The 26,138-nt window shown below is 52.4% G+C and carries 26 protein-coding genes; 3 read left to right on the top strand and 23 right to left on the bottom strand.

Annotation, left to right across the window (positions count from 1 at the left end; translation table 11 throughout):
* Nucleotides 1-9: 9 nt before the first annotated feature.
* The 17 genes from V5G20_RS11975 to V5G20_RS11895 form a co-directional block, all read right to left on the bottom strand.
* Entirely contained in the window at nucleotides 10-348 is a 339-nt protein-coding gene (locus V5G20_RS11975) for a putative DNA-binding protein (RefSeq protein ID WP_003386028.1), read from the bottom strand.
* A gap of 155 nt (nucleotides 349-503) precedes the next feature.
* Nucleotides 504-1,514 carry a signal recognition particle-docking protein FtsY gene (ftsY, locus tag V5G20_RS11970; RefSeq protein ID WP_003386029.1) on the bottom strand — a complete coding sequence of 337 codons (1,011 nt, stop codon included), beginning with the start codon at nucleotides 1,512-1,514 and terminating at the stop codon, nucleotides 504-506.
* A 66-nt stretch (nucleotides 1,515-1,580) separates the two neighbouring features.
* Nucleotides 1,581-5,150 (bottom strand): chromosome segregation protein SMC, encoded by a 3,570-nt coding sequence (gene smc, locus V5G20_RS11965; RefSeq protein ID WP_031932923.1) that lies wholly within the window; start codon nucleotides 5,148-5,150, stop codon nucleotides 1,581-1,583.
* Between the two features lie 280 nt (nucleotides 5,151-5,430).
* Nucleotides 5,431-6,171: a ribonuclease III gene (gene rnc / locus V5G20_RS11960; protein ID WP_031932924.1), complete on the bottom strand. Its 741-nt coding sequence runs from the start codon at nucleotides 6,169-6,171 to the stop codon at nucleotides 5,431-5,433.
* A complete protein-coding gene (gene fabF / locus V5G20_RS11955; RefSeq protein WP_003386033.1) occupies nucleotides 6,172-7,413 on the bottom strand; it encodes a beta-ketoacyl-ACP synthase II in 1,242 nt (413 codons plus the stop codon). It abuts the gene before it with no gap.
* 126 nt (nucleotides 7,414-7,539) lie between these two features.
* The gene (gene acpP / locus V5G20_RS11950; RefSeq protein ID WP_003386034.1) at nucleotides 7,540-7,773 is read right to left on the bottom strand and encodes an acyl carrier protein; all 234 of its coding nucleotides are present in this window, start codon (nucleotides 7,771-7,773) and stop codon (nucleotides 7,540-7,542) included.
* A 65-nt stretch (nucleotides 7,774-7,838) separates the two neighbouring features.
* On the bottom strand, nucleotides 7,839-8,579 hold the full coding sequence (gene fabG / locus V5G20_RS11945; protein WP_003386035.1) for a 3-oxoacyl-[acyl-carrier-protein] reductase: 741 nt from the start codon (nucleotides 8,577-8,579) through the stop codon (nucleotides 7,839-7,841).
* On the bottom strand, nucleotides 8,576-9,523 hold the full coding sequence (gene fabD / locus V5G20_RS11940) for an ACP S-malonyltransferase (RefSeq protein ID WP_003386036.1): 948 nt from the start codon (nucleotides 9,521-9,523) through the stop codon (nucleotides 8,576-8,578). The genes fabG and fabD overlap by 4 nt, the downstream gene beginning before the upstream one ends.
* Nucleotides 9,523-10,542: a beta-ketoacyl-ACP synthase III gene (locus tag V5G20_RS11935; protein WP_003386037.1), complete on the bottom strand. Its 1,020-nt coding sequence runs from the start codon at nucleotides 10,540-10,542 to the stop codon at nucleotides 9,523-9,525. The genes fabD and V5G20_RS11935 overlap by 1 nt, the downstream gene beginning before the upstream one ends.
* Before the next feature lie 6 nt (nucleotides 10,543-10,548).
* Nucleotides 10,549-11,556: a phosphate acyltransferase PlsX gene (gene plsX / locus V5G20_RS11930; protein WP_003386038.1), complete on the bottom strand. Its 1,008-nt coding sequence runs from the start codon at nucleotides 11,554-11,556 to the stop codon at nucleotides 10,549-10,551.
* Nucleotides 11,557-11,576: 20 nt separating this feature from the next.
* Nucleotides 11,577-12,188 carry a transcription factor FapR gene (gene fapR / locus V5G20_RS11925; protein WP_051925547.1) on the bottom strand — a complete coding sequence of 204 codons (612 nt, stop codon included), beginning with the start codon at nucleotides 12,186-12,188 and terminating at the stop codon, nucleotides 11,577-11,579.
* A gap of 315 nt (nucleotides 12,189-12,503) precedes the next feature.
* Nucleotides 12,504-13,292, bottom strand: a complete 789-nt coding sequence (locus tag V5G20_RS11920) for a DeoR/GlpR family DNA-binding transcription regulator (RefSeq protein ID WP_031932925.1) — start codon at nucleotides 13,290-13,292, stop codon at nucleotides 12,504-12,506.
* A gap of 142 nt (nucleotides 13,293-13,434) precedes the next feature.
* Nucleotides 13,435-14,952, bottom strand: a complete 1,518-nt coding sequence (locus V5G20_RS11915) for an IS1182 family transposase (protein WP_338463423.1) — start codon at nucleotides 14,950-14,952, stop codon at nucleotides 13,435-13,437.
* 130 nt (nucleotides 14,953-15,082) lie between these two features.
* Nucleotides 15,083-15,253 (bottom strand): 50S ribosomal protein L32, encoded by a 171-nt coding sequence (rpmF, locus tag V5G20_RS11910; protein WP_003386041.1) that lies wholly within the window; start codon nucleotides 15,251-15,253, stop codon nucleotides 15,083-15,085.
* 138 nt (nucleotides 15,254-15,391) lie between these two features.
* Nucleotides 15,392-15,907: a YceD family protein gene (locus V5G20_RS11905; RefSeq protein ID WP_003386043.1), complete on the bottom strand. Its 516-nt coding sequence runs from the start codon at nucleotides 15,905-15,907 to the stop codon at nucleotides 15,392-15,394.
* Nucleotides 15,908-15,991: 84 nt separating this feature from the next.
* Nucleotides 15,992-17,059, bottom strand: coding sequence for a SepM family pheromone-processing serine protease (locus V5G20_RS11900; RefSeq protein ID WP_003386045.1), 1,068 nt, complete (start codon nucleotides 17,057-17,059; stop codon nucleotides 15,992-15,994).
* Nucleotides 17,052-17,849 (bottom strand): patatin-like phospholipase family protein, encoded by a 798-nt coding sequence (locus tag V5G20_RS11895; protein WP_003386047.1) that lies wholly within the window; start codon nucleotides 17,847-17,849, stop codon nucleotides 17,052-17,054. The genes V5G20_RS11900 and V5G20_RS11895 overlap by 8 nt, the downstream gene beginning before the upstream one ends.
* Before the next feature lie 126 nt (nucleotides 17,850-17,975).
* On the opposite strand from V5G20_RS11895, the gene ylbJ reads away from it, so the two are divergent.
* On the top strand, nucleotides 17,976-19,208 hold the full coding sequence (ylbJ, locus tag V5G20_RS11890) for a sporulation integral membrane protein YlbJ (RefSeq protein ID WP_003386048.1): 1,233 nt from the start codon (nucleotides 17,976-17,978) through the stop codon (nucleotides 19,206-19,208).
* Nucleotides 19,209-19,238: 30 nt separating this feature from the next.
* On the opposite strand, the gene coaD is transcribed toward ylbJ, so the two are convergent.
* Both coaD and rsmD read right to left on the bottom strand, forming a co-directional pair.
* Nucleotides 19,239-19,721 carry a pantetheine-phosphate adenylyltransferase gene (gene coaD / locus V5G20_RS11885; protein ID WP_003386050.1) on the bottom strand — a complete coding sequence of 161 codons (483 nt, stop codon included), beginning with the start codon at nucleotides 19,719-19,721 and terminating at the stop codon, nucleotides 19,239-19,241.
* Nucleotides 19,722-19,752: 31 nt separating this feature from the next.
* A complete protein-coding gene (rsmD, locus tag V5G20_RS11880) occupies nucleotides 19,753-20,394 on the bottom strand; it encodes a 16S rRNA (guanine(966)-N(2))-methyltransferase RsmD (RefSeq protein WP_024982981.1) in 642 nt (213 codons plus the stop codon).
* 402 nt (nucleotides 20,395-20,796) lie between these two features.
* On the opposite strand from rsmD, the gene V5G20_RS11875 reads away from it, so the two are divergent.
* Nucleotides 20,797-20,940, top strand: a complete 144-nt coding sequence (locus tag V5G20_RS11875) for a hypothetical protein (RefSeq protein ID WP_170208356.1) — start codon at nucleotides 20,797-20,799, stop codon at nucleotides 20,938-20,940.
* Nucleotides 20,941-21,089: 149 nt separating this feature from the next.
* Nucleotides 21,090-22,022: a Ku protein gene (locus tag V5G20_RS11870; RefSeq protein WP_338463421.1), complete on the top strand. Its 933-nt coding sequence runs from the start codon at nucleotides 21,090-21,092 to the stop codon at nucleotides 22,020-22,022.
* A gap of 17 nt (nucleotides 22,023-22,039) precedes the next feature.
* On the opposite strand, the gene V5G20_RS11865 is transcribed toward V5G20_RS11870, so the two are convergent.
* From V5G20_RS11865 to V5G20_RS11855, 4 genes are all read right to left on the bottom strand, one after another.
* Nucleotides 22,040-22,918, bottom strand: coding sequence for a cation diffusion facilitator family transporter (locus V5G20_RS11865; RefSeq protein WP_024982980.1), 879 nt, complete (start codon nucleotides 22,916-22,918; stop codon nucleotides 22,040-22,042).
* Nucleotides 22,919-23,053: 135 nt separating this feature from the next.
* On the bottom strand, nucleotides 23,054-23,992 hold the full coding sequence (locus tag V5G20_RS11860; RefSeq protein ID WP_311068380.1) for an RNA ligase family protein: 939 nt from the start codon (nucleotides 23,990-23,992) through the stop codon (nucleotides 23,054-23,056).
* 213 nt (nucleotides 23,993-24,205) lie between these two features.
* Nucleotides 24,206-24,460 carry a hypothetical protein gene (locus tag V5G20_RS27120; RefSeq protein WP_422387994.1) on the bottom strand — a complete coding sequence of 85 codons (255 nt, stop codon included), beginning with the start codon at nucleotides 24,458-24,460 and terminating at the stop codon, nucleotides 24,206-24,208.
* 278 nt (nucleotides 24,461-24,738) lie between these two features.
* Nucleotides 24,739-25,986 carry an MFS transporter gene (locus V5G20_RS11855; RefSeq protein ID WP_216621063.1) on the bottom strand — a complete coding sequence of 416 codons (1,248 nt, stop codon included), beginning with the start codon at nucleotides 25,984-25,986 and terminating at the stop codon, nucleotides 24,739-24,741.
* Nucleotides 25,987-26,138: the final 152 nt, after the last annotated feature.

The raw sequence follows: 26,138 nt of genomic DNA, 5'->3' as shown, positions 1-26,138 counted from the left end.
CGAGCCCTCCTAATCCATCTCTGACAGTTGGTGGAGCAAAGTCATCAAGTCATCTCTCGCTCCGCTGTCCGCAAGTCCCTCGACAATGCTCTCCATCCGGTTCAGCAAAGCCTGCCGCTGTTCATGCCGGGCCGACAAACGCAGCTTGTCTTCGTATTCGAAGAGCTGTTTCTCTGCCCGCTTGATGTGATCGTACACAGCCTGTCTGCTGACCTCGTGCATCTCGGCAATTTCGCCCAGCGACAAATCGTCCAGATAATACAATTCCAGATATTCGCGCTGCTTGCCCTTGAGAAGCGGTGCGTAAAAGTCAAACAAGAGATTAACTTGATTGGTTTTTTCGAGCATGTAACCAATCCTTTGCTGAGAGGTACTCGAATCATCCTGTAAAGACTTTTTCCTTTACAGCACGATACCTATACTACCTAATTCCCCATGTACTGTCAAGCTTTTTTATTGACAAGATTTTTGGAACAACAATTACGGTTCCTGTACGCGAAAGATCAAGCCTCCGGCTGCTGCTCGCCCTCTGTCTCCTGCGCGATCAGTCCGGCGAACAAGGCGTGGACAAACTGTTCCGGGTCAAACGGCTGCAAGTCGTCCATCCTCTCGCCAAGTCCCACGTATTTCACCGGGATGTTCAATTCGTTGCGAATCGCGATGACGATGCCGCCTTTTGCCGTACCGTCCAGCTTTGTGAGGACAATCCCTGTCACGCCGGCAGACTTTCCGAACGTTTTCGCTTGCGAGAGCGCATTTTGTCCCGTCGTGGCATCGAGCACGAGGAGCACTTCATGCGGCGCTCCTGGCAATTCCCGCTGCAGGACGCGGTGGACCTTGCTCAGCTCTTCCATCAGGTTTACTTTGTTTTGCAAACGTCCCGCCGTATCGCACAGGAGGATGTCCACTCCCCGCGATTTTGCCGCCTGCACTGCATCGTAGATCACGGCCGCGGGATCGGCTCCCTGCTGGTGCTTGATCACGTCCACGCCTACGCGGTCTCCCCACACTTCCAACTGTTCGATGGCGGCTGCGCGAAATGTATCGCCGGCTGCCAGCAGCACTTTTTTGCCTTGCTGCTTGAACATATGCGCCATCTTCCCGATCGTCGTCGTCTTTCCGACGCCGTTGACGCCGACAAACAGGATGACGTTCAAGCGGCCGTCCTCGATGTTCAGGCCTGCGTCCATGGAATCGTCATTTTTCAGCAGGGCAACCAGCTTCTCGGACAAGATCGGCTGCAAGTCCATCGCGTCTTCGATCTTTTGCTTGCGAACCTCGGAGCGGAGCTCGTCGATCAGCTCCATGACGGTATTGACCCCGACATCGGCGGTGATCAAAATTTCTTCCAGCTCTTCAAAGAAGTTCTCATCGATTTTTTTGTAGCGACGGACGAGATCCTCCACCTTTTCCACCAAGAGGTCTCGGGTCTTGGCCAATCCGTCTGTAAACTTCTGCGTGACTGCTTCCGATTTTTGTACAATCGCATCCCGCAAGCGTTTAAAAAAGCTCATCTTCATCTTCCTTTTCTGTCTGAGTAAAAGCGCCATGCCTTTACATGACTGGCTTTATCGGGCTTCTCAAGCCGACTCGATATATTTGCGCGTGTCCTCCAGCTTGACGGAAACGATCTTGGAAACGCCGCCCTCCTGCATCGTGACACCGTACAGCACATCGGCGCTCTCCATGGTGCCTTTCCTGTGAGTCACGCAAATAAACTGTGTCTGACCGCTGAATTGATGCATGTATTCGGCAAAGCGGTTGACATTGGCCTCGTCCAGCGCAGCCTCTACCTCGTCGAGCACGCAGAACGGCACCGGCTTGACCTTGAGTATGGCAAACAGCAGGGCCATCGCTGTCAGTGCGCGTTCTCCCCCTGAGAGGAGGGCGAGATTTTGCAGCTTTTTGCCGGGTGGCTGGGCGACGATGTCAATGCCCGTATCGAGCAGACTGTCTGGATTGGATAATACCAGATCGGCCCGGCCTCCGCCAAACAACTGGACAAATACGTCCCGGAACTGCTCCTGGATCGCGTCAAAGGTCTCCTTGAACCTGCGGGACATCTCCTGGTCCATTTCTTCGATCACCTGGTAGAGCATCGCTTTGGCTTCATTCAAATCCTCTTCCTGGGCACTGAGGAATTGCTGTCGCTCCGAAAGGCGTTCGTATTCTTCAATCGCGCCGAGGTTTACTGTACCGAGCGCAGCAATTTCTTTCTTCAAGCGGTTGACGATTTGCTGCTCGCTTTCAATCTCGCCGCGCGGCGGATATTTTTGCTTGGCCAGATCATAGCTCATTTCGTACTCTTGGGAGAGTTTATTCAACAAGTGATCCAGTTCGACGTCAAAGCGGTTGACCTTGACCTCCTCCTGATGCAGGCTGTCTTCCAATGCTTTGAGCCGCTTGCGGATCTCTTTTACCTCCAGCTCCACCTGCTCCTGGCGATGGTACAGAGTCGCGCGTTCGCTACGGCGTTCCTGGATCAGCGAAGCGACTCGCTCTTTATCCTGGCGCAGCTCGGCGATCTTCTGGTCGAGCTCGGCACTGCTTGTTTCGTTCGTCGCCTCCAGCTCGTCGTAGGAAGCAAGTGTCTTATTCAGCTCTTCCCATTCGCGCTGCAGGGTCTTCTTTTGCTCTTCCAATCTCTCTACCTGCTCGACGCGGGATTGATGCTCAGAGCTCACCTGCGCATCCAGCACCTTCAAGCTGGTGATCCGTTGATTCATCTCTTCTTTTGATTCCAGTTGCTCCTGACGCTTTGCTTCCGCAGCGGCAATCTGGTCCGACAGCGCTTTTTCTTCCTCCGTCATCAGGGCGAGAGCTGCTTCCAGCTCCTCCAGCTTTTTGCGGGCTTCATTCATTTCCCGTTCGTAACCGGCAATGTCCTGATCGACCACGAGCAGCCGGTCGGAGAGATTTTTCCCTTCTCCCTCTGTCTGTTGCAGGATGACCTTCACTTCCTGCTCCTTGAGGCGAAGCTGTTCTCCCTGATTGCGCAGCTGCTCCTGCTCCTGCTCGATCTGAAGCAGCTCTTTGGTTACATTTTCCACCAGTGTAGTATGCCCAATAATGGCCTCGTCGATCTGGGTCATTTGCGCTTCCAGCTCTTCAGCCTGACGGTTTCTCCCCAGCAGGTTCGTCGAGTTTTTCTTCAAGGCGCCACCCGTCATGGAACCCCCGGCGTTGACGATGTCCCCTTCCAAAGTCACGACCCGGTAGCGGTACCCGATCGTGCGGGCTACGCGATTCGCCTGTTCAAGAGACTCTGTCACGATCACATTTCCCAGCAGTGACTCTACGATGGTCCGATACGCAGCATCATAGGAAACCAGTTCGCTGGCAATGCCGACGACGCCCGCCTCCTTGCCGAGAAGGCGCTTGTCCTCCGGCTGCAGACTGCGCGGACGGATGACATCCAGCGGGAGAAAGGTAGCTCGTCCCGCGTTGTGCTGCTTCAAATAAGCGATGGCAGCCCGGCCGGCAGCCTCATTTTCCACCACGACGTTTTGCAGCGCTCCGCCAAGGGCCACTTCCATCGCTGTCTCGTATTTCTCCGGTACGACAACCAGCTCCGCCACGGCGCCGTGAATGCCTTGAAATCCGCGTTCCCGGGCCTTCAATATTTCCTTTACCCCTTGCTGGAAGCCGGCAAAGTCAGCCTGCATTTCCTTGAGCATATCCAAGCGGGAACGGATCGCTTCTTTGCGCTGCTCCGCCTGCCTCAGCTCGCGCCGGGCCGTCTCCAACCGGGCTTGTCCCTCGCGAATCCGTTCGAGTGATTCCTTGTAGCGGGCCAGCGTCTCTTCGAGAGCCGCTTCGATCTCCCGAAGCTGCCCCCGAAGCTCTTCGATTTTTCCGATCCGGGTCGCTTCCTCCTGGTCAAGCCGCTCTTTCTCGCTCGAAAGTCTTTCTGCACGGGCAAGGCCTGTCTGCAGTAGCTGCTGCTGATGGCGAATCTCATTTCGCAAATTGGCCAGATCGTTTACTTTTTCAAAGTAGTCGCCCTTTAGCCGCTCTACGTCGTCGGTCAGCGATTGGACCATGGCGTAAAACTGGTTCTCCGCCTCGCGCAGGGCAGCTTGGGCTTCCGAGAGCCGCTTGCTTGTCTCTTCCTTGCGGGCCAGCTCTCCCTCTAGTTCCGCTTCCACGGCGTGCTGCTTTTCCGTAATGCGGTGAAGCTGCTCGATTGTTTGCGAGCGATTGGCTGCCAGGTTGCGCAGCCTTTCTTTCAACACTTCCCGCTGCCCCTCTACTTTTTCCGTCTCCTCACTGACGGTCAAGAGAACCTGCTGCAACTCCTCAATCGATTCATCTATCTGGCTGACGTGAAACTTCGCCTTCTCCAGATCGGCTTCTCTGGAGGATGCCTGCGCCGACTGTCCGGCCAGCTCTTCCTGAAGCTCCTGGACGCGTCTTCCCGCTTCCTCCCACTTCGCATGGGCGGCTTCGATCTGCTGTACGTAAAGGGAGATTTCATGCTCAACCAGTGTCTGATGCAATTGCTTATAGGTACGTGCGGTTTCGGCCTGTTCTTTCAAAGGGCCGACCTGCTCGTTTATCTCGCTGACAATATCATGAATACGAACGAGATTTTGTTCCGTTTCATCCAGCTTTTTCTCTGCTTCCCGCTTGCGGCTCTTGTATTTGACGATCCCTGCCGCCTCTTCGAAAATGCCGCGGCGGTCTTCGGATTTCGTGCTGAGGATTTCCTCGATCTTTCCTTGTCCGATGATCGAGTATGCTTCTTTTCCGAGCCCGGTATCCATGAACAGCTCCATAATGTCCTTGAGCCGGCACGCTCGTTTATTTATGTAATATTCGCTATCGCCCGAACGATACACCCGACGGGTCACGGATACTTCCGAATACTCCACGTCGAGAGACCTGTCTGTATTGTCCAGCGTTAAGGTCACTTCTGCATAATTTACCGGTTTTCGCGAGTCGCTGCCGGCAAAAATGATGTCTTCCATCTTGGCTCCGCGAAGAGACTTGGCGCTCTGTTCGCCGAGCACCCAGCGGATCGAGTCCGAGACGTTGCTTTTGCCGCTGCCGTTTGGTCCGACTACAGCGGTGACACCAGGGACAAATTCAAGCTCTGTCCGGTCTGCAAACGATTTGAACCCTGCCAGTTCCAGGCGTTTCAAATACATACGAATGGTCCTCCTACCAAAAAAGCTCCTGTTTTGAAGCTCTACAAAGAAACTGTCACTACTTGAATAGCGTTCTAAAAGAAAGCTCCTGCCTGGGACAGGAGCGCAAGATTTTTTCTAGGACATTCCCTTTATAGTGTACCATATAACTGCAATCGAGCGGTATCTTTCTCCGTCCTGACAGATGGAGCCTTTGCTGTACGCTTCTACAAACCATATGAAAAAAAGAGCGAGACAAGCACAGGCGCTTCCTCACTCTCCTTCATACTCATTTTCCGTATTACTTGGCACCGAGTAGAATCAATGCTTTTGCGGCTGCCTGTTGTTCCGCTTCTTTCTTGGAACGGCCTGTGCCAACACCCAGCGACCGATTGTTCAAAAGCACTTCGGACACAAACTCACGGTTGTGAGCAGGGCCTTTTTCTTCCAATATGCGGTAGTTGATTTCACCCAGGTTATCCTGCTGAACAAATTCCTGGAGCTGGCTCTTGAAGTCCGTCAGGTTGGTAAACTCCCCTTTATCCACGCGCGGATAAACGTATTTTTCCATAAAGGTGAAAACCGCATCCAGACCTTGGTCCAGGTAAAGCGCTCCGATAAATGCTTCAAACACATCTGCCAACAGAGCGGGCCGCTGCCGGCCACCCGTCAATTCTTCCCCTTTTCCCAAGAGAACGAGCTCACCAAAGCGAAGCAGCTCAGCAAACTTTACGAGTGAGGGCTCGCAGACGATCGCTGCTCGAAGCTTGGTCATTTCGCCCTCGCTCATCTTGGGAAAAGTTTTATACAGGAACTGGGAAACGGTAAGCTCCAGGACAGCGTCGCCGAGAAACTCCAGCCGCTCGTTATCCTGTATACGCTTGCCGCGTTGCTCGTTGACGTAAGAAGAATGGGTGAACGCTTGCCGCAAAACACTCTCGTCGCGAAACCGGATGCCAATGGTTTCTTGCAGCTCGGCGAAATTCATCACCCTCACCACCATCCCCGAAGACTTCCTACTCTTCTTGTGAGCAGGGACCATTTATGCCTCGTAACGCTTTAAAATAATGGTTGCGTTGTGACCGCCAAATCCAAACGTATTGGAAAGGGCCACATTCACCTTCGCCTTGCGTGCTTCATTCGGTACATAATCCAGATCGCACTCTGGATCGGGGTTCTCCAGATTAATCGTCGGCGGCAAGATTTGATCACGGAGCGCGAACGCCGTTGCAATCGCTTCTACCCCGCCTGTTGCACCGAGCAGGTGCCCCGTCATCGATTTGGTCGAGCTGACTGCAAGCTTGTATGCATGCTCGCCAAACACTTCCTTGATCGCCATCGTTTCCGCAATGTCCCCTTGACCCGTGGAAGTACCGTGTGCATTAATGTACTCCACTTCGGAAGGTTCGATACCTGCGTCTCTCAGTGCGTTCTTCATGCAGCGGGCAGCACCCTCGCCTCCCGGTGATGGAGCGGTGATGTGATGGGCGTCCGCGCTCATGCCGTAGCCGATCACCTCTGCGAGAATGGTAGCCCCGCGTTTTTTCGCGTGCTCAAGCTCTTCGAGAATAAGCACGCCCGCACCCTCGCCCATGACAAATCCGTCGCGGTCGCGGTCAAACGGCCTGCTGGCCTTCGTCGGTTCGTCATTTCGCGTAGACATAGCCTTGGCAGAACAAAAGCCGGCAAACGCCATCGGACGGATCGTCGCTTCTGCGCCCCCGGTGATCATGACATCCGCTTGATCGTATTGGATCAGGCGAAGCGCGTCGCCAATCGCGTTCGTTCCAGTCGCACATGCGGTAATCGCACTGGAAGTAGGCCCTTTGGCTCCGTATTGAATGGACACGGCTCCAGAAGCCATATTCGCGATAAGCATCGGGATAAAGAACGGGCTGACGCGGCGCGGCCCTTTTTCCAGCAGCACCTGATGCTGCTCCTCCCAAGTGCTGAGCCCCCCGATGCCTGATCCGATGTATACACCAACACGTTCGGCATTTTCAGCTGTGATTTCCAGCTTGGCGTCCTCCACAGCCATCTTGGCAGCAGCCAGTCCAAACTGAACGAATCGGTCTGTACGTCGAATATCTTTTTTATCCATATAGTCTTCTGGATTGAAATCTTTGACTTCCCCTGCAATTTGCGTCGGGTAGTCAGAGGCATCGAAAGAAGTAATCGGTGAAATGCCCGACTTTCCTTCCAGCAAGCTATTCCAGAATGTCGTCGCGTCATTGCCAAGCGGCGAAACAACGCCAACGCCGGTAATCACCACTCTGCGTTTCATAAGGTATCACCTCTATAATGAAGTCAGCCATACGCTTCCTTGTTGCTTTTTAGGGGTTGAACTGCGATCGGAAATGGAGAAAGGAAGGGGGAAGCCCCGACCATGCGGGACTTCCACTGAATGGAACTACTTGTTAGCTGTTATGTAGGAAACAACCTCACCAACAGTAGTGATCTTTTCAGCGTCTTCGTCGGAAATTTCCAGATCGAATTCGTCTTCCAGTTCCATTACCAGTTCAACAACATCCAGGGAGTCAGCACCAAGATCTTCTTTGAAAGAAGCCTCCAAAGTGATTTTGGACTCATCTACACCCAGACGATCTACGATGATTTTTTTCACACGATCAAATGTATCTGCCATTTTGCTTCACCCCCTCTCCCCGTAATTATAGTGGATGAGCCTATGAAAAACTAGCAGGCTCTTTGTTACATGTACATACCGCCGTCAACGTGAAGCGTCTGTCCGGTCATATAGCCAGCAGCATCTGAAGCCAGGAACAGAACGACGCGGGCGATGTCCTCGGCCTGTCCGAAACGGCCCAACGGGATTTGACCCAGCATCGACGATTTCACGTCTTCCGGCAAAGCGGCGGTCATATCGGTATCGATAAAACCGGGAGCGACCGCATTTACCGTGATACCGCGGGAGGAAAGCTCACGCGCAGAGGTCTTCGTCAGTCCGATCACGCCCGCTTTTGCGGCCACGTAGTTGGCCTGGCCCGGATTGCCCATCACACCGACAACGGACGTGATGTTGATAATCCGGCCGGATCGCTGCTTCATCATCGGGCGGGTCGCTGCCTTGATACAGTTGAACACGCCTTTGAGATTGATCGCGATCACATCGTCCCATTCCTCTTCTTTCATCCGCATCAGCAAATTGTCGCGGGTAATTCCCGCATTGTTGACGAGGATGTCAATGGTTCCAAAGTGATCCAAAGCCTCTTTAAACATATTGTTTACTTCTTCGGCATCGGCTACATTCGCCCGTACCATAATCGCGTCGCGGCCCAGCTCTTTCACCTTGGCAACGGTTTCGGCCGCAGCCGCTTCACTGCCTGAGTAGTTCACCACGATATTGGCTCCCGCTTCAGCCAGAGTCAAGGCGATCGCACGCCCAATTCCCCGGGAAGCACCCGTAACGAGCGCCGTTTTTCCTGTGATCATAGGATACCTCCGTTCAACAGCTCCGTCAGCGATTCCATATCCTGTACGGAGACGATTTTCGTCTCGGCCGGGGCGATTTTTTTGATCAAGCCTGCCAAAACTTTTCCTGGACCTACCTCAACGAAGGTTGTGACCCCCTGCTCGACCATCCATTGAATGGTATCTTCCCACAATACAGGGGCCGCTACCTGTTGGATCAAGCTGTCCACAATGGTTCCCGCATCCGAAACAGGACGAGCCGAGACGTTCGCCACTACCGGCACAGAAGCAGCCTGTACGCTGACTTCTGCGAGCACAGACTGAAGCTTATCGGCCGCAGGCTGCATCAGACTGGAGTGAAACGGTCCGCTTACGTTAAGCGGCAGTACCCGCTTGGCTCCGGCTGCTTTGGCCTTTTCGCCTGCCAGCTTTACGCCCTCAGCCGATCCGGAAATAACGATCTGTCCAGGGCAGTTCATATTGGCTAGTTGGACAGGGTTCCCGGCACCGCTGACTTCCTCGCAAACAGCATGCAGGGCTCCGCGCTCCATCCCGAGAACGGCTGCCATGGCGCCCTGGCCTGCTGGAACGGCTTCCTCCATGAACTGGCCGCGTGCCCGTACGACTTTCACCGCGTCCGTGAAGGACAGGGCTCCTGCCGCCACCAGCGCAGAATATTCGCCCAAGCTATGGCCCGCATAAAAATCAACCTTCATATCCGCTTTCTTTTCCCGAAGTGCCTCCAGTACGGCTACACTTGCCGTCAAAATGGCCGGCTGTGTATTGGCCGTCAGGCGAAGCTCTTCTTCCGGACCTTCAAAGCAAAGACGAGAGAGGGAAAAACCGAGCGCTTCATCGGCTTGTTCAAAAATGCGCCGTGCGGCATCTGACTGTTGCGACAGCGCCTGGCCCATCCCGACAAATTGAGACCCCTGTCCCGGGAACACAAATGCCACCTTACCCATTACTTTTCTCCTCCTTCCGCTTCTTGGGTCGACCATTTAAGCAAAGTCGCACCCCAGGTGAGTCCGCCGCCAAAGCCGACGAGAATCACGTTGTCTCCTTCCTTCAGCCGCCCTTCCTGGATCGCTTCGTCCAGCGCAACAGGGATCGATGCGGAAGACATGTTTCCGTAGCGGTCCAGGTTAATGGCCACTTTATCTTCGGAGAGGCCGAAGCGTTGAATCGCCGAGTCAATGATGCGCTTGTTTGCCTGATGCGGCACCAGCAGGTCGATGTCTTCCTTGGAGGCACCCGATTTTTCCAGCACGGCTTCCGTAGCGGAGTTCATGACACGCACCGCAAACTTGAACACTTCTCCGCCAGCCATCGAAATGTAGTGGAGATTGTTTTCAATGGATTCGGCGGAAGCCGGGATTCGGGAACCGCCGGCCGGTTGAGACAGAAGTGCGCCGCCCGATCCGTCTGCCCCCAGCTCAAATGCCTGGAACCCGAGACCATCCTTGACCGGTCCGAGTACCGCAGCCCCAGCACCATCACCGAACAAAACGCATGTATTGCGGTCCTTGTAGTTGGTGATTTTGGAGAGCGTCTCCACCCCTACGACGAGGATATAACGGTACAGTCCGTTGGCGATGAACTGGCTTCCCGTTGCAATCCCGTACAAAAATCCGGTACACGCAGCCGAAACATCCAGTGCCGCCGCTTTTTTCGCCCCCAGCTTTTCTTGCAAGATGCAGGCTGTCGATGGGAACATCGTGTCAGGCGTAACCGTAGCCACAATAATCATGTCAAGCTGTTCCGGACTGATATTCGCTTTGGCCAGCGCTTTTTTCGCGGCTTCCAGGGCCAAATCGGAAGAAGCCTGCTCCGGTCCGCAAATGCGGCGTTCCCGGATACCCGTGCGGCTCACGATCCATTCATCCGAGGTTTCCACCATTTTTTCCAGATCAAAGTTGGTCAGCACTCTCTCAGGTGTATAGGAGCCTGTCGCCAAAATTCCAACCGAACGCGTTCCTTTCATCTGTTCTCACTCACTTTCTCCCGGTGTATTTTTCTGCAAGGCGTCCTGAATGTACCCGTTCACATCCTGTGAAACGAAACGTACGCCACTGGCTATCGCATTTTTGACCGCTCGTTCGTCTGACGAGCCGTGCGCCTTGATGACTGGTCGCCGCAATCCCAAAAGCGGTGCTCCTCCGTATTCCGCGTAATCCATCCGTTTGCGGAACCGGACCAGACCCGGTTTTAGAATAGCCGCCCCTACTTTATTAATCAAACTGGAAGTAAATTCCTGCTTCAAGACAGAAAAGATTGTCGCTGCCGTGCCTTCCATTGCTTTTAACAGCACGTTTCCAACAAAGCCGTCAGAAACAAGCACGTCGCACTCGCCCTGCATGACATCGCGGGACTCCACATTTCCGATGAAATGCAAATCGGCATCCACGAGCATTCCGTAAACGGCTTTTGTCAGCTCGTTTCCCTTGCCTTCTTCCGTCCCGACGTTCAACAGCCCCACGCGGGGACGTTCAAAGCCAAGCACCTTTTCCGCGTACAGGCTTCCCATGATTGCGTATTGATAGAGATGCTGCGGCTTGGCGTCCATATTGGCTCCAACATCAAGCGCCAACGTGACCCTTCCTTTGATGTTGGGGATAAAGGCAGCAAGCGCAGGCCGTTCGATTCCTTCCATTCTTCCGCACAGCAGAAGTCCGGCTGTCATAAGCGCACCCGTATTTCCTGCCGAAATCGCAGCATCTACCTTGCCTTCCTTGGCAAGCTGCACCGTTACGACGAGAGACGAATCCTTTTTTCGCCGGACGGCCCGCACCGGTTCATCATCAGCCTCAATGATTTCCGACGTATGGTGGATTTCCAAACCGGACGGAAGCTCTCCAGGCAGTTCACGCCGTATGGCTTCCTCGTCTCCCACCAGCACCACCGTTAAAGCCGGATTCTCTTTGACTGCCTCCCATGCGCCCAGTACAGCGCTTCGCGGAGCGTTGTCTCCTCCCATCGCATCCAATGCGATTCGCATCCGTGTCCCTCCTTGTTTGCTCATATATTTCTCGTGCTGACATTTGACATCCCGACGACTCGGAATGTCGCTGTAAAAACGAGCTCACCCTGCACCTTTGTTTCGACGCGAACCTTGCATTCATCGCCATCGCGATTTCGTACGACCGCTTTGGCTACCAGCTTTTCGCCCAGTCTGACCGGGCGGACAAAGCGAATGCGTGCAGTCGCGGTCAAAGCCACATCGGCATCGATGACAGCGACTGCCAGTGAATTGGCTTGCGCAAATATGTAGTGGCCTCGAGCGATTTGTGTCCGAGCAAAAACATGCTCTTCTTTAATTTCAAGTACAGAGATTGCCTGTACGTCCAGTTGAAGGTCAACCACGTCGCCGATCACTTCATCGATCCCAAGCGATTTTACCGGGTCGAGATTTTTTTCGGCAACGGACTTGATACGCTCGCGCAGCTCCGGTATTCCAAGTTCCAAACGGTCTAACCGTATTGTTTGAATACTGACCTGAAATAACTCAGCCAGATCCTCGTCAGTGGCAAAAGGATTCTCCTGCAGAAACTGCACCAGACGATTCTGGCGGTCTTTTTTTGGCAAGCGGGCGATGATCAACACCCCCAGTGCGTCTTTATTCGCATCCATATGTTTACGAGCTGTTTTTAATACCAGGTACCAACCAAAGTATAAGGGAGGATGCTTGCAATTACAAGTAAAGATCAGGGGTTGCGGCAAAAAAACGACCATAGACCTGTGATTTTTGAAGGGGAATGGTTCCCCAAGGTCCATTTTGAAGCAAAGACCTTCGCCTGAAAGAAAATCCGGCTTCCATCGCCGGTCGAGCAATGTAAATACAAAAACTAAAAAGGAGCCCCGACCATCAGGAGCTCCCCTTTGATAAATTTGCCTGCCGTCACGCTGTTGCCATAACGCCGGCCCGGCAAAGTTTATCCCGTTTCACTATTCGGTTGCATCCTCTTTAGCCAAGTGCTTGGTCGCCTGAATCCAGTCCACATTGTTGGCCCGCAAGGCATCCTGAATCTCTTCGGCAGGTTCTTCGTCCGTAATGACGACATCGATGCGCTCCAGTCCCGCTACCCGATACAGCAGCTGGACGCCGAATTTGGAGTGGTCGGCAAGCACGTAGATCGCGTCCGCGCGGCGCATCATCTCCCGGAGGATCAAGCCATCCTCCTCAGACCACGAGAACAAGCCATGCACTGTGATTCCGCAAGCCCCGATGAACAGCTTGTTGACGTGAAAATCGGAGAGCATTTGCACCGCTCGGGGACCGTACACATACCGGTTCTCGAGATCCAGATCGCCTCCGAGCAACTTGACAGAGACATTGCCCTTGTCGGCGAGAACCGCGGCAATATCAATCGAGTTCGTAATGACCACGTTATCCTTGGATTCCATCTTCTCCGCTGCGAAGCGAACCGTAGTGGAGGCATCCATCATCACCGATTCGCGGTCCTGGATAAAACGCGCTCCAAGCATGCCTATCGCCCGTTTCCCCTCAGACTCCAGCTGAAGCCGTTCCTGATAGGAGCGGATTTGTCTTGCTGAGCCGGGCAGGATCGCCCCTCCACGGGTGCGGACGATTGACCCCTGCTCCTCCAGCTTGAGGATGTCTCTGCGCGCCGTATCGCGTGAAACCTTGAATTGCTCTACGATATCCTGGACGCCGATACGCTCATGCTGCTCCAGATAGCGAAGAATCGCCATCAATCGTTCTTCCTGGTACACACAAGTCAACTCCGTAATGGATTTGCATCGTTCCTTGCTTCATTGTATGCATTATTTCCAGCAATTTCAAGTGAAATCAAGTCATTTAGGTGCGTTTTATTTCATTTTTCCTTTTAAACACTTACAATGACTTATACAAGCTTCATTCTATGCAATACTCCCCACTCCAACAGCCAAACAAAATAAAAAAAGCAAGGTGATTTCTCACCTTGCTCCAGGTTGCAGACAAACTCCCTCGCTGAACGAACAGCAGAGGGAGTTTGTTTAATAATTTGATGAAAATACCGAAGGTGTTTTGATCGTTCACCTTTTGGCGACCTGATTTCCATAGCCAGGTCGCCATTTTTTTCAAGTTCATGGCAGCGAAAACAAGCATCGCCTGCATCGTGACCTTCTCCAGTCCTCGTAAGGTCGTCCAACGCATGCCATGCTTTTCCTTCATATCAGCGAATACACGTTCAATCGTTTCTTTCCGTTTGCTATAGATTTGTTTGTTTTCCTCGGTATGCCGGAGGTGGTCTACCTCTTCGAGGTAATCAGCCCAGATGTGGCGACTCACTCTCTTTGTGTAGTCTTTACTTTCCGTGCATTGTTTCAAGAACGGACAACTTCGGCAAACTTGAGAATTTGATCGATAGATACGGTACCCATCCTTGTTTGTTGTCTCATATGTTAAGATTTGCTCGTTCGGGCAGATGTAGCAGTCGAAATATTCATCATACACATATTCGTGCTTTTTAAAAAAACCTTCTTTGGTGCGTGGTCTTGTGTAGGGCATAACGGGGCGAATCTGGTCATCAAGGAGTGTTTTACTGATGTAAGGCGTCTTGTATCCCGAGTCCACTGCCACAGCTTGAGGCTGTGCAAACGTCTTTCGCACTTGATTCAAAACATCCTCAAAAACCTGACTGTCATGCACATTGCCTGGCGTTACCTTGGCACCAAGCACAAATCCATTTCGATCACATGCTGTATGAAAACTATAAGCAAATACACGTTCCTTTTCCCCTTTTACAAACAATCCGCAATCCGGGTCAGTTGTGCTGACTTTCACCTCCTTCTTCGAAGTTTCTGTCTTTTTTTCAAGGGGCTTCTTTCCATGTGCAATACGATCCTGATTGATTTCTTCGTCCAGCAGCTCTTGATATTTCTTCGCTTGTTCTTCAACGATTTCTTTCACGTATTTATGCTTATTCGCACTGGCTTTTACATGCGTAGCATCAATGAAAAGCACATCAGGCTTCACGAATCCATGATGAACCGCCTCCTCCAATATTCGAAGGAAGATCGACTCGAAGAGTTGAGTATCCCGAAAACGGCGAACATAGTTCTTGCCTAGGGTCGTGAAATGGGGAATGGGCTGACTGAAATCATAGCCAATAAACCACCGATAGGCAACATTGGTTTCGATCTCTTTAATCGTTTGTCGCATGGAACGAATTCCAAAAATATATTGGATGAAAGCAATTTTAACTAAGACTACAGGGTCAACACTGGGTCTGCCATTGTCATGACAGTAGAGGCTTTCCACCAAGTCATAGATGAACGAAAAGTCGATTGCATTTTCAATTTTTCTTACGAGATGATCTTCTGGCACCAACTCATCTAGCGAGAATGCAGATATCTGATAACGCCCTTCGGCCTCTTGCTTATTAAGCATAATGCCACCTCTAAAAAATAACTTTTGAAAACGTAACATGTTCTATATTCAACAAAAAAGCCTGCAGACCCTGTTCCTTACGGAACTTTGTCTACAGGCTGAAGCAAGGTGATTTCTCACCTTGCTCTTCTTACTTCGACACTTTCACACCTTTGTAGTGTCCGCAGCTCGGGCAAACGCGATGCGCGAGCTTGTATTCGCCACAATTATCGCATTTGATCATGCCAGGAATCTCTAATTTGAAGTGCGTACGACGCATTCTTTTACGGGTTTTGGAAGTTCTCCGTTGAGGTACTGCCATCTTCCTTACACCTCCTTCAACTGGTAAATGCTCAAGAAGCTCTATAGGGTGGATGGAATAGGCGAAACGCTTTTTGCCATCCGTTCAAAAATGAGACGCGCAGACCATCAGATCTGTCGTCACATCTTGAAAACAAGTTTACTTTCCGTCCTTGAAAAAGTCAGCCAATCCGGCCAAACGAGGGTCGATCCGCTCGTTTTTGCAGCCGCACGCTTGCTCGTTCCGATTGACGCCGCAGGTCGGGCACAAGCCCTTGCAATCATCCTCACAGAGAGGAAAAGCGGGTATGTCCAACAAAAAATCCTCTTGCAGCAAAGGAATCAGTTCGATTTCATCGCCTTCGAGCGGGATGATATCACTGTCTTCCTCATCTGCGAGCAGTGATTCCTCAGAGGCGAAGGTTTCGGAAAACGGAACCTCCGTATGCTGACGAAACGGCCTCAAACATCTGGCGCAAACGTAATCGACATCGGCTTTCATGTTTCCATTGACGTAGTACAGGTCACCGAGCTTGGTCGCTTCGCCCGACACTTCTACCGGCGTCAGATTGCGAATTTCGTGATGACGGCGCTTCAGCTCGTCCGCATCCAACGTAAGTCGAAATGGCAGCGGCTCCCCTTTGCGATGATCCAAGTCTACAATTTTAATATTCACGGCTTTTCACCTCATGCACAACAAGGATGATTATATAATCTGGGTTTTTCTTTGTCAACCATTTTTCCTTGACAGCAAGTCCGCTCAAGATTTTTTCAGAGGCTGAGAACGAAGGTAAACAAGTGCATCCTCCACTGTACGGACTGGCACTACTTTCATCGAGGTTCCGATTCGTTTTGCCGTAGCCAGCGCTTCCTCGTAATTGGAGATCGGTCCCTGATCATCCTGCGGTGCAAAAAAGATCTCTGCTCCTGCCTTGTCTGCAGCGACAATTTTGTGGTTGATTCCTCCGATTCGTCCCACAGTGCCGTCGAGCGAAATCGTCCCCGTCCCTGCTATTTGATAGCCGCGGGTCAGATCCATTTCCGTATTGAGCTGATCATATATCTCCAGCGTCATCATCAACCCGGCGGAAGGGCCTCCAATGCCCTCGGAAGAGATCGTCACCCGATTGGGCACGATAATTTCCTGCTTGTCTTCGGGCCGGATGCCGATCCCGGCATTTTTCGATTGGGGCAATTGATCGAGAACCAGTGTCTGCTTTTGCTTCTTGCCGTCCCGCGTAAACTCGATCTCGACGGAATCCCCCTTGCGTTTTTCTGACAAATACCCGAGCAAGTCCTCTTTTCGGGACATTTTCTTCCCGTCTACTGAGGTGATAACATCCCCTATTTTCAGCACATTTTTGGCCGGCATGTTGTCAACCGTGCCCATCACCCAGACGCCCTGATTTTCCACCTTCACGTCGTATCCCGCCATCCGGAAAGCGACAGCCTCCGCAATTTTTTGCGAGTTGTCCATGACCGCAAGCTCGCGTCTGGTAAAGTCCTCGTTGCTTTCCCCTTTGCCGACAACCAGCTCTTTTTCCATCAGCTCGGCATCCGGGGAGAGCTGCGCGTACAAATACCAGGCAAGATTGGCCTCTCCCATCCGCACGGTCGTCAGCATAAAGGCACCGGTCTCGTCTTTTTCCCCGCCTTCGACATCGATCATCGGGGCCAGCTCAATGGCAGAGCCAGGTCTTGTAACATAATACGGCGTAGGTACAAAAAATAACAACCCCAGGGCAACCGGGATTACAACCATCAGCCAGCGGGCAAAGCCGTTTCGCCCACTGGCACTCCGGTGTGTCGTTATTCTTTCTTCACTCATTCTCCTGCCCCCAGTTCGCGATCATTTCCTGAATTTTGTCTACGTATTCCAGTGCCGCCTGTTCTCCGAGCGCAATAATCTCTTCTATTCCTGTATACGCGATACTGCTATAGTGTCCAACATCGGGGCGAATTACGAGATCGGCTGAGAGGATTCGATGGCGCAAAATCTCCCGCTCCATCACGTCGATTGTCTGGGCGATGACATCAAAAATGGTCGTTACTTTCATCGGCGTATCAAACAGCGCGACATCAACGGCGATGACCAGATCAGCTCCCATGTCGCGGATGACCGTGATGGGGACACGGTCGATGACCCCGCCGTCCACCAGCAGCCTTCCGTCCACCCGCTCCGGTACAAAAATGCCCGGAATGGAGATGCTGGCACGGACAGCCTGATCGACCGGGCCTTCCTGAAACACGACCCGCTCTCCCGTCTCGATGTCTGTCGCCACGATGGCAAGCTCCCTTTGCAGTTCCTCAATTCTTTTCCCGTGTGTCAGCAACCGAATTAATTGCTTGATTTTCTCGCCCGTCACAAAGCCAAGGCTCGGTACCGTCAGATCGAGCCAATGCTTGCGCTTCAGGTTGAGGGCCAGCTTTTCCATCATATGCGGCTCAATGCCGTTGGCGTAAACTGCCGCAATCAGACTGCCCATACTGCTTCCCGCCAGCATATCGATCTTGATGCCATGGGCTTCAAATACCTTGAGGACGCCGATATGGGCAAATCCCCGCGCGCCCCCCGATCCCAGGGCAAGCCCTATCTTTGGTTTCCTTCTCTTTTCCATGTCCACATCCCCCTTTTCAAGCGTATGTGGCCGATCGCCAAACTTTTCATGCAAACAACGCAGGCGAATAGTTTTGTCCTTCCTCACGTAGACATGTACTATCTAGCTGCAGGACAGGAGGTAGCCATGACACGCCGCTCTCCCATTCTCACATTGTTATACGCTTGTTCAGCGATCGCTCTGGTCATCATTCTGGTCTCCCATCCGCAGACGTCCTTCGAGGCGGCGATCCGGGGCTTGAAAGTATGGTGGGAGATTGTCTTCCCATCCACTTTGCCATTTATCGTATTGTCTGAAATTCTGATGGGCGTAGGTGTCGTCCACTTCGCAGGCGTTTTGTTAGAGCCTTTGATGCGCCCCCTCTTTAACGTTCCGGGGACGGGCGGCTTTGTGCTTACGATGGGATTCGCTTCCGGGTATCCGGTCGCAGCCAAGCTGACAACCAGACTGCGGGAACAAGGAAGCATAACGCAGGCAGAAGGAGAAAGACTGGTCTCGTTCACGACGACAGGCGACCCCCTGTTTGTCATCGGGGCAGTCTCCATAGGCTTTTTCCACAGTGAACAGTTCGGTTTTGTCCTCGCCTTCAGCCATTACGCGTCCGCTTTGCTGTTGGGGGTGATATACCGGTTTTACTCGCCTTTTGCCCCATCCAGCAGACCTTTGGAAAAAAATCGCCTGCCCCTGCCGCTTCGAGCCTTGCAGGCGATGCACCGGGCCCGTATTCGGGACCGTCGGCCATTCGGGCGGCTAATGGGAGAGGCGGTTCAATCAGCCCTCCATACTTTGCTGATGATCGGCGGGTTTATCATCGTCTTTTCCGTCCTGATTCAGTTGTTCGCCACGATTGAGCTGACCCGATTTTTAAGCAGTCTGCTCGCCGTGTTTCTCGGTCCTCTGGGCGTCCCTTCGGCCTTCTCCTCCGGAATTATTGCCGGTTTGTTTGAGGTCACGCTGGGTGCTCAAGGAGTGAGCGTCGTCAGCTCTTCCGTACCTATGATCTGGAAAGCGGTCGTTGCCAGCGCCATTATTTCGTGGGGTGGGCTCAGCGTGCACGCTCAAGTGGCAAGCATCCTCAGCGAAACGGACATCCGCGTTGCTCCGTATCTGATCGCTCGGGTCATTCACGCCGGCCTCTCCGCTTTACTGGCCTTTTTCTGCTGGAAACCGTTAACGGCTGCTTCTACCTGGTTTTCCGAAAGAGACGTCCCGGTGTTTATGCCGACGACCTCCGGCGTGCCTGTCGTGAGCTGGTGGGATTCCTTGCTTCATTCCGGCCTCGCAGCAGGAGCTCTCCTGTGTGTTCTGCTGCTGCTCAGCTTTTTGTTGCGCGGCACGAAAGGCCACAAGCCGCAATAAACTGGAGGCAAGAAATCAACGGAGAAGGTGTCACTTGCCGGCAAATTTTTTCGCCAGCGCATCCTCTACCGGGGGCGGCACCAGCCCTTTAACGCTTGCGCGGTATTTGGCCAATTCCCTGACGATGCTGGAGCTCAGGTAGGCATACTGCGGGTTGGTCAAAAGAAACATCGTCTCTACATCCTCGCCAAGCGTTTTGTTGGCCGCCGCGATTGGCATTTCATAGTCAAAATCCGCATTTGAGCGCAGACCGCGGAGGATAACGCTTGCCTTCTGTTTGCGCATGTAGTCCATCAAAAGTCCACTGAAGGAATCGACTTCGACATTAGGCAGGTGTGCGGTCGACAGCTCCAGCATTTCTACCCGTTCCTCTACGGTAAACAACGACTGCTTTTGCGAGTTATTCAGTACAGCAACGATTACTTTGTCGAATATCCGGGCACCTCGCGCTATGATGTCGAGGTGTCCGTTCGTTACTGGATCGAAGCTTCCCGAACATACGGCAATCCTCATAGATTTCCTGCCCCTTTGCGTAGTTGTAGAATCATTCCGGCTGCTGGTCACTTTCCGATGCAGCTTTTGGTTCAAGTTCGTCCGTTTGCTCTTGCTCCTGCTTTTGATCCGTCGGGCCGCCCGGTTCGAAGCGGTAGATGGTAATCGTCGTTTCACCATATGTAGACGTGCGGTCAAGACAGCATTCGCCAATCACGTCGGGCAAGCGGATGGCGCTGTCGTGTTCGGCGACGATCCAGGCTCCTTCCGCGAGCAGTCCTCCCTCCTGCATCTGCATGATCTCCTCGGCGATATGCTGATGGGCATAAGGTGGATCGAGAAAAACAACATCGAAGGCGATCTTCCTTTTAAAGAGCTGCTTTAATGCTCTGCCCGCATCGTTACGGTACAGCTCGGCCCTCTCCTCCAGCCGGCAGGCGGCTACGTTCTGTTTGACGACGGAAAAGGCCTTGGGATCCCTTTCCACAAATACGCATCGCTCGATTCCCCGGCTTAACGCCTCAATCCCCAACCCGCCTGTACCTGCGTACAAATCAAGAGCAATTCCGCCCGAGAAATAAGGACCAATCATATTGAAGATGGACTCTTTTATCTTGTCAGTAGTCGGACGGGTCCCTTTTCCGGGCACCGCCACCAGCTTTCGTCCCCTGTGTTCACCTGAAATTACGCGCATAAGCCATTCACCTTTGCAGTCTGGTTTTATTCCTCTTGGTTGAGAATGATTTCATACTATCACAACGGCCTAGGCCGGTAAAATTATTCAGATGGAAAATTTTTTCGCAGATGCTGAATAAAACGCACCTCCACTGGAAAAGAATATGGATAGCGACGCAACGGTGTCGCTGACAACCGCGGAGAAGACTTACGTTTCCCCATAAGCTCTTCCTCCGGTTTCTCCTCTCCCATAATTGAAAAGCAGTTCCTACTCGCGCACGGCGTGTCTGATAGGAGCATTCCGTGCCACCGCTCCCGAACAGGGAGAGATGGACTGCTGCCTCACTGCATTTGCGGTGAGGTTTTTTTTTCTGTCTGCAGGGCACACTAACGCCAGTTTCGTGTACTGGAGGGATGAAACATGGCTGAAAAACTTCCATCGAAGCAAAAGCAGGAGGCTGCAGCGGCTCAGTCACGCGCTGACCGGACAGGAACAGGCAAGGAAGAAGCTCGCCTCATGCAGTCCGCAGCAGATCAATCGGACATCGTCAAGCACGGACAATAAGCAAACAGGCCAGCCTGAAAGCGAAGGCTGGCTTTTTCTATGGAAAAAAGCGCTGCTCCCACAACGGCGCAAATCGCCTTCTTTTCCCTACCCGATCCGATCAAAACATGCGGATACTAACGTAACAAGAGCAAAAAAGGGGGATTTTCGTGCATACCGTCTGGAAAGGGTCGATCAGCTTCGGACTGGTCAACATACCTGTGCGAATGTTTACTGCAACTGAAGAAAGGGATGTCCGTTTTCGCCAGCTTCACAAGGAATGCCATACACCGATCCGGTATACGAAAATGTGTCCGCATTGCGAAAAAGAAGTGGGTGTCGAAGACATCGTTCGCGGTTTTGAGTATGAAAAAGGAAATTACGTCATTATTCAAGACGAAGATCTGGAAGCCATTACTCCAGAAACGCGCAGAGCCATCGAAATTGTAGATTTTGTCGACTTGACCGAGATTGATCCGGTTTATTTTGACAAAAGCTACTTCCTTTCGCCACAAGAAACCGGGGACAAGGCTTACTCCCTGTTGCGGGCAGCGATGAAGGAAACGGGAAAAATCGCGATAGCCCGGGTGACCATGAGAAACAAGGAAAGTCTCGCTGTCATTCGCCTCTATGAGCACTGCATCATGATGGAAACGATCTTTTATCCTGATGAGGTGCGCCCGGTAGCTCAGGTGCCTGCGCTTCCGGAAGCTGATGTGGCGCTGGCGGAAAATGAACTGAGGATGGCTGCCGAGCTGATCAATAATATGACGACAGCTTTTGAGCCGGGCAAGTACAAAGATGAGTATCGAAGCAGCCTGCAGGCGCTGATCGAAAAGAAAAAGGAAGGAAAAGAAATTGCCGTGGCTCCCGCTGCGCCGCGCGCCAACGTCGTCGATCTGATGCAGGCGCTCCGAGAAAGCTTGGCGGCGACTGGAGATCAGGCCACTCCGGCAAAATTGGAGCCGCATCCAACGCCAGCCCCTCCAGCAGGAGTCAAGAAGCAGCCTGGAATCAAGCCCGAACGCAAAAGCCCCGAAAAGCCGACCGCCGCGACAACGACAACAAAAAAACTGCGCAGAAAAAAAGCAGAAACGTCCTGACCCGTCTCTGCCCTTGTTTATCTGGCCAGCCGTTCATCCGGCTCAATATGAATGTGCACGGTCCCGATCTTGTGTTTTTCCTTCATGTGTTTCTCAATCTCTTCTGTAATGACATGGCTCTCCAACACATTCAGGTCCGGATCGACATGAATAACGGCGTCGACGATTACACTGCTTCCCAGGTATCGGGCTTTGATGTCTTTGATCTCGGCGACACCGGGTATTTGTGAAATCGTGTTACGCAGGACCTCCAATTCACCGTAGTCAAATCCATCGGTGAGACGGTGGGCGGCTTCTCTGAAAATCTCCCACGCAGTTTTCAGGATGATCACGCCGACTACAAGCGCTGCCAGCGGGTCCAGCCAATGGAGTTGGAACTGGGCCCCGGCAATCCCCACAAAAGTACCGATGCTCACCCATGCGTCGGAGCGGTTGTCCTGCGCAGCAGCAGCTACAGCTTGACTGTCAATCAATTTGGCCAAACGGATGTTGTAACGGTAAACAGCCAGCATCACCACAGCAGAGCCCAGCGCCACCCATGCAGCCACCATATCGGGCGCCTGCACCTCCGGATTGAACAGGGATGGCACGGCCCTCGTCAACACTTCAATTCCGACCGCAAACATAATGAAGGAAGCGACCATCGAAGAGATCGTCTCTGCCCGGAAATGCCCGTAGGGATGATCTTTATCCGGCGGCTTGCGGGCGATTCGAAGTCCAATCAAAACAGCAATGGATGCTATCACATCCGTCGTGTTGTTCAATCCGTCAGCCAGAAGCGCCTCCGAGTCGGCAAACAAGGCAACGACAACTTTTATGATCGAACAGAAAATGTACGCGGCGATACTGATCCACACCCCGCGTTCTCCCTGCTTTAAATTTGCGTAAACATCCATCCGAACCACTCCAATACAATCCATTTCAAGCGATCTTCATCGTATCAGACCCGGTTCGTGTGGGTCTACAGAAACAGTTTTAGTCTGACCCATGATCGTAGAGGGGGGGAAACTATGTTGGCCTTGGTCAATTTTTCAACTCTCCAAAACACAGTGATCAGCAGGTACATCAACAACCGCTTGAATACTGGGCTGTCGCAGTGTGTATCCCTCTGTCCACTCGGCAAATTGGACCTTCACCGTGATCTTTGGCGTCAACCAGACAGCTCCTTTGACTCTCGATGGTTTGTTGGCAAAGGGTGAATTCTGTTGCGTCAAAGGCGCTATCCTTTCTGTAAGGGCCCTCCAGTCGCTTTGAGTGAATCTGCCTGTTCCCGCATGGCCAATGTAAAATAAATGCCCCTCTTGATCATACAACCCCAAAAGAAGGGCATTTACGATGTTATCGCGGAGTGTCACTCCCCCAACAACTGCGATGGTGTCCCGGTAATATTTTTTCTTTTGCCACTGCTTCTCTTTGCCGCCAATGACATATTTGCTGTTCAGATCTTTCATGACTATGCCTTCCATCCCATGCTGCTGGATAACATCATACAAAGCCTGGCCATTGTCATTGCCAGGAACCAACTGGACGTGCTCATTTGGCATGATGATTTCCGACAGCAGGCTCATGCGTTCACGCAACGAACGATTGATAATCCACTCGCCATCCAGGAAAATCACATCAAAGATCATGTAGGTAATCGGAACCGCCTTTTGTGCCTGACTGACTTTTTCCGGTCGCCGAATGCCATCCCGCCGCATCACTTCATGAAATGACGGTTTTCCGTCAGACCCTAATGCGATGACTTCTCCATCCAGGATTATGGAGCGAGCTTTGCAGTATGTTTGTATGTCAGCAAGCTCCGGAAATTGGATTGTCCGCTCATTTTTTCTCCGGTTGAACAAACGCGTTTCCTGTCCGTCAAAGTAGGTAACAATTCGGACCCCATCCCATTTAACCTGGGCTATCCAGTTCGGCCCTTCGGGGATTGTTTCGCAGCTGATCGGTTCCATCGGAATGATTGGATGCATCCTTTCACCTCATGAAAAGGATTAATTCGTACCTCTTACCATCAACATCTCCACATTCGGCCATTCAAATGCATGATGCGGGCAGAACACAAAAAAGCGGTTCTTTTCTTAGAAACGGAGACAGCTTTGAATCACTCGTTTTTGGCTGCTGCGAAAAAAAGCAGTGCTAGCCCAAGACAGAAAGGATAGCCTCAGACTTTGCACTGCCTTTATTTATTTCTGTTCATCACGTTCTACAAAGTAGTGGTCCTTCCGATATGACACTGCCTCCATCGTAGCTATCAGATTTTCCTCGTGACATTTATCGATCCGATAGAATCCTGTACGAACGTTTCGTTTAACCTCCGTCGCACGGGCAACGATTCTGTCTCCGGCTTTGCTGATTCCATAAACTGAATAGTGGTGGAGATGCCTCAAGGATGTATTTCCGTACGCGTTACAGGCAACCGAAAATGCGTGGTCAGCCAACGCATAGATAACTGCACCATGTACGGTTCCCTATGCATTTACCATATGATTTTGAACATCCGGCACCGCTTCCGCAAAACCGGCCTCAAACTTTGTTACCTGAATACCTGATGATCGGGCATACGGGCCGCTCTGTACCTTTGATCATTGCGGAACTCATTTTAACGGGAAAAGCAAAGCGTCGAGGAAAAAAGGCAGCTTGTCCAGTCGGCCAATTCCATTTTTTCTGGTATGTTCCGCAAGCTGCAGGAAATAGCCGGGGATGAATCCACTCCGCTTTATAGCGACATGCTCTCAGATTTGGCCGCTTTATGTTTGCTATGGTACCAAATGCCAACTGGTATCAGCAGCAGTGAAAGAACGCCGCCGCCAAGCGAAAGGGCCGCGTAGCTGGAATGCGCTACGACCATGCCGGATAATGCTCCGCCCGAAGCCCCCGCCAAAGCAACCAGGACATCAATGGTACCTTGCGTTTTTGCCCGAGTAGACGGGTTGGTTGCATCTACGATAAGCGCTGTGCCGCTGATCAATCCGAAGTTCCAGCCAAGCCCGAGCAGAGCGAGAGCAATCGTGAGCAGCAGCATGGAATCTGCAGGTGCGACAGCCGACAGGACCCCGGCTGCAAGCAGAATCGCCCCAGACGCAAATGACATCGCCACTCGTCCCACCTTGTCAACGAGAATACCGGTCACAAGAGACGGCAGGTACATGGCGCCAATATGAACGCCGATGACCAACCCTACCTCACTGAGCCCATGCCCGTGGTGTTTCATGTGAACAGGTGTCATCGTCATGATCGCGACCATAACGATTTGGGTTAAAATCATGACAGTCGCCCCGACAATAATGCCCCGGGTGTTTGCGGATACGAGCGAGCTTTCTTTCGCAGCCGGGCTTTGATCCTTTTTGTGTGCATCAGCGATTGCCTTGGCTACAACGAATGGGTCCGGACGGAGGAAGGTCAGAAATACAAGCCCTGCCAGAATAAACGCGGCGGCACCTAGAATGAAAGGACCTGCCAGAGCCGGAACTCCGATCGAGGCGGCGAATCGCCCCATTACCTCCACCAGATTTGGACCAGCAACCGCACCGAAAGTAGTGGACACCATTGCAATACTGACTGCTGTTGCCCGCTGTTGCGGCTTAGCCAAGTCCGTCCCTGCATAGCGTGCTTGCAGGTTTGAAGCCGTGCCTGCACCATAGAGCAGCAGTGAAGCGAAAAGAAGCCATATATTGTGACCAACAGCCGCAAGCACTACCCCAACCGCACCTACGCCACCAGTCAAGAATCCTGCTGCGAGTCCAAAACGACGTCCGAAACGCTGAGAGAGCCGCCCGACCAGCATCGCGGCTACTGCAGAACCAAGGGTGAGCAGCGCGGCAGGAATCCCCGCAAAGCTGTCCGTTCCGAGCATATCCTGGGCGAGCAGCGCTCCGACCGTTACCCCGGCTGCAAGGCCGGCTCCTCCGAAAATTTGTGAAATGACAACGATAAGCAACGTCCGCTTGTACAACTTCCCCTGCATTTCCGGGGATTGAATGTAATGGTGGAAGCTCGATTTTTGATTTTGGTTTGCGCTTGCATCACAGGGTTCTTTTGACACGAACGGGAACCACCTTTCCAGTCTAAATTTTGGGCAGCCTTGCATATTGATCGGTTTCATGTTCCCGTTTCGCA

This window comes from Brevibacillus borstelensis, assembly GCF_036700025.1.
Taxonomy (GTDB): Bacteria; Bacillota; Bacilli; order Brevibacillales; family Brevibacillaceae; genus Brevibacillus; species Brevibacillus borstelensis.
This window is presented reverse-complemented; position numbering and strand designations above follow the sequence as displayed.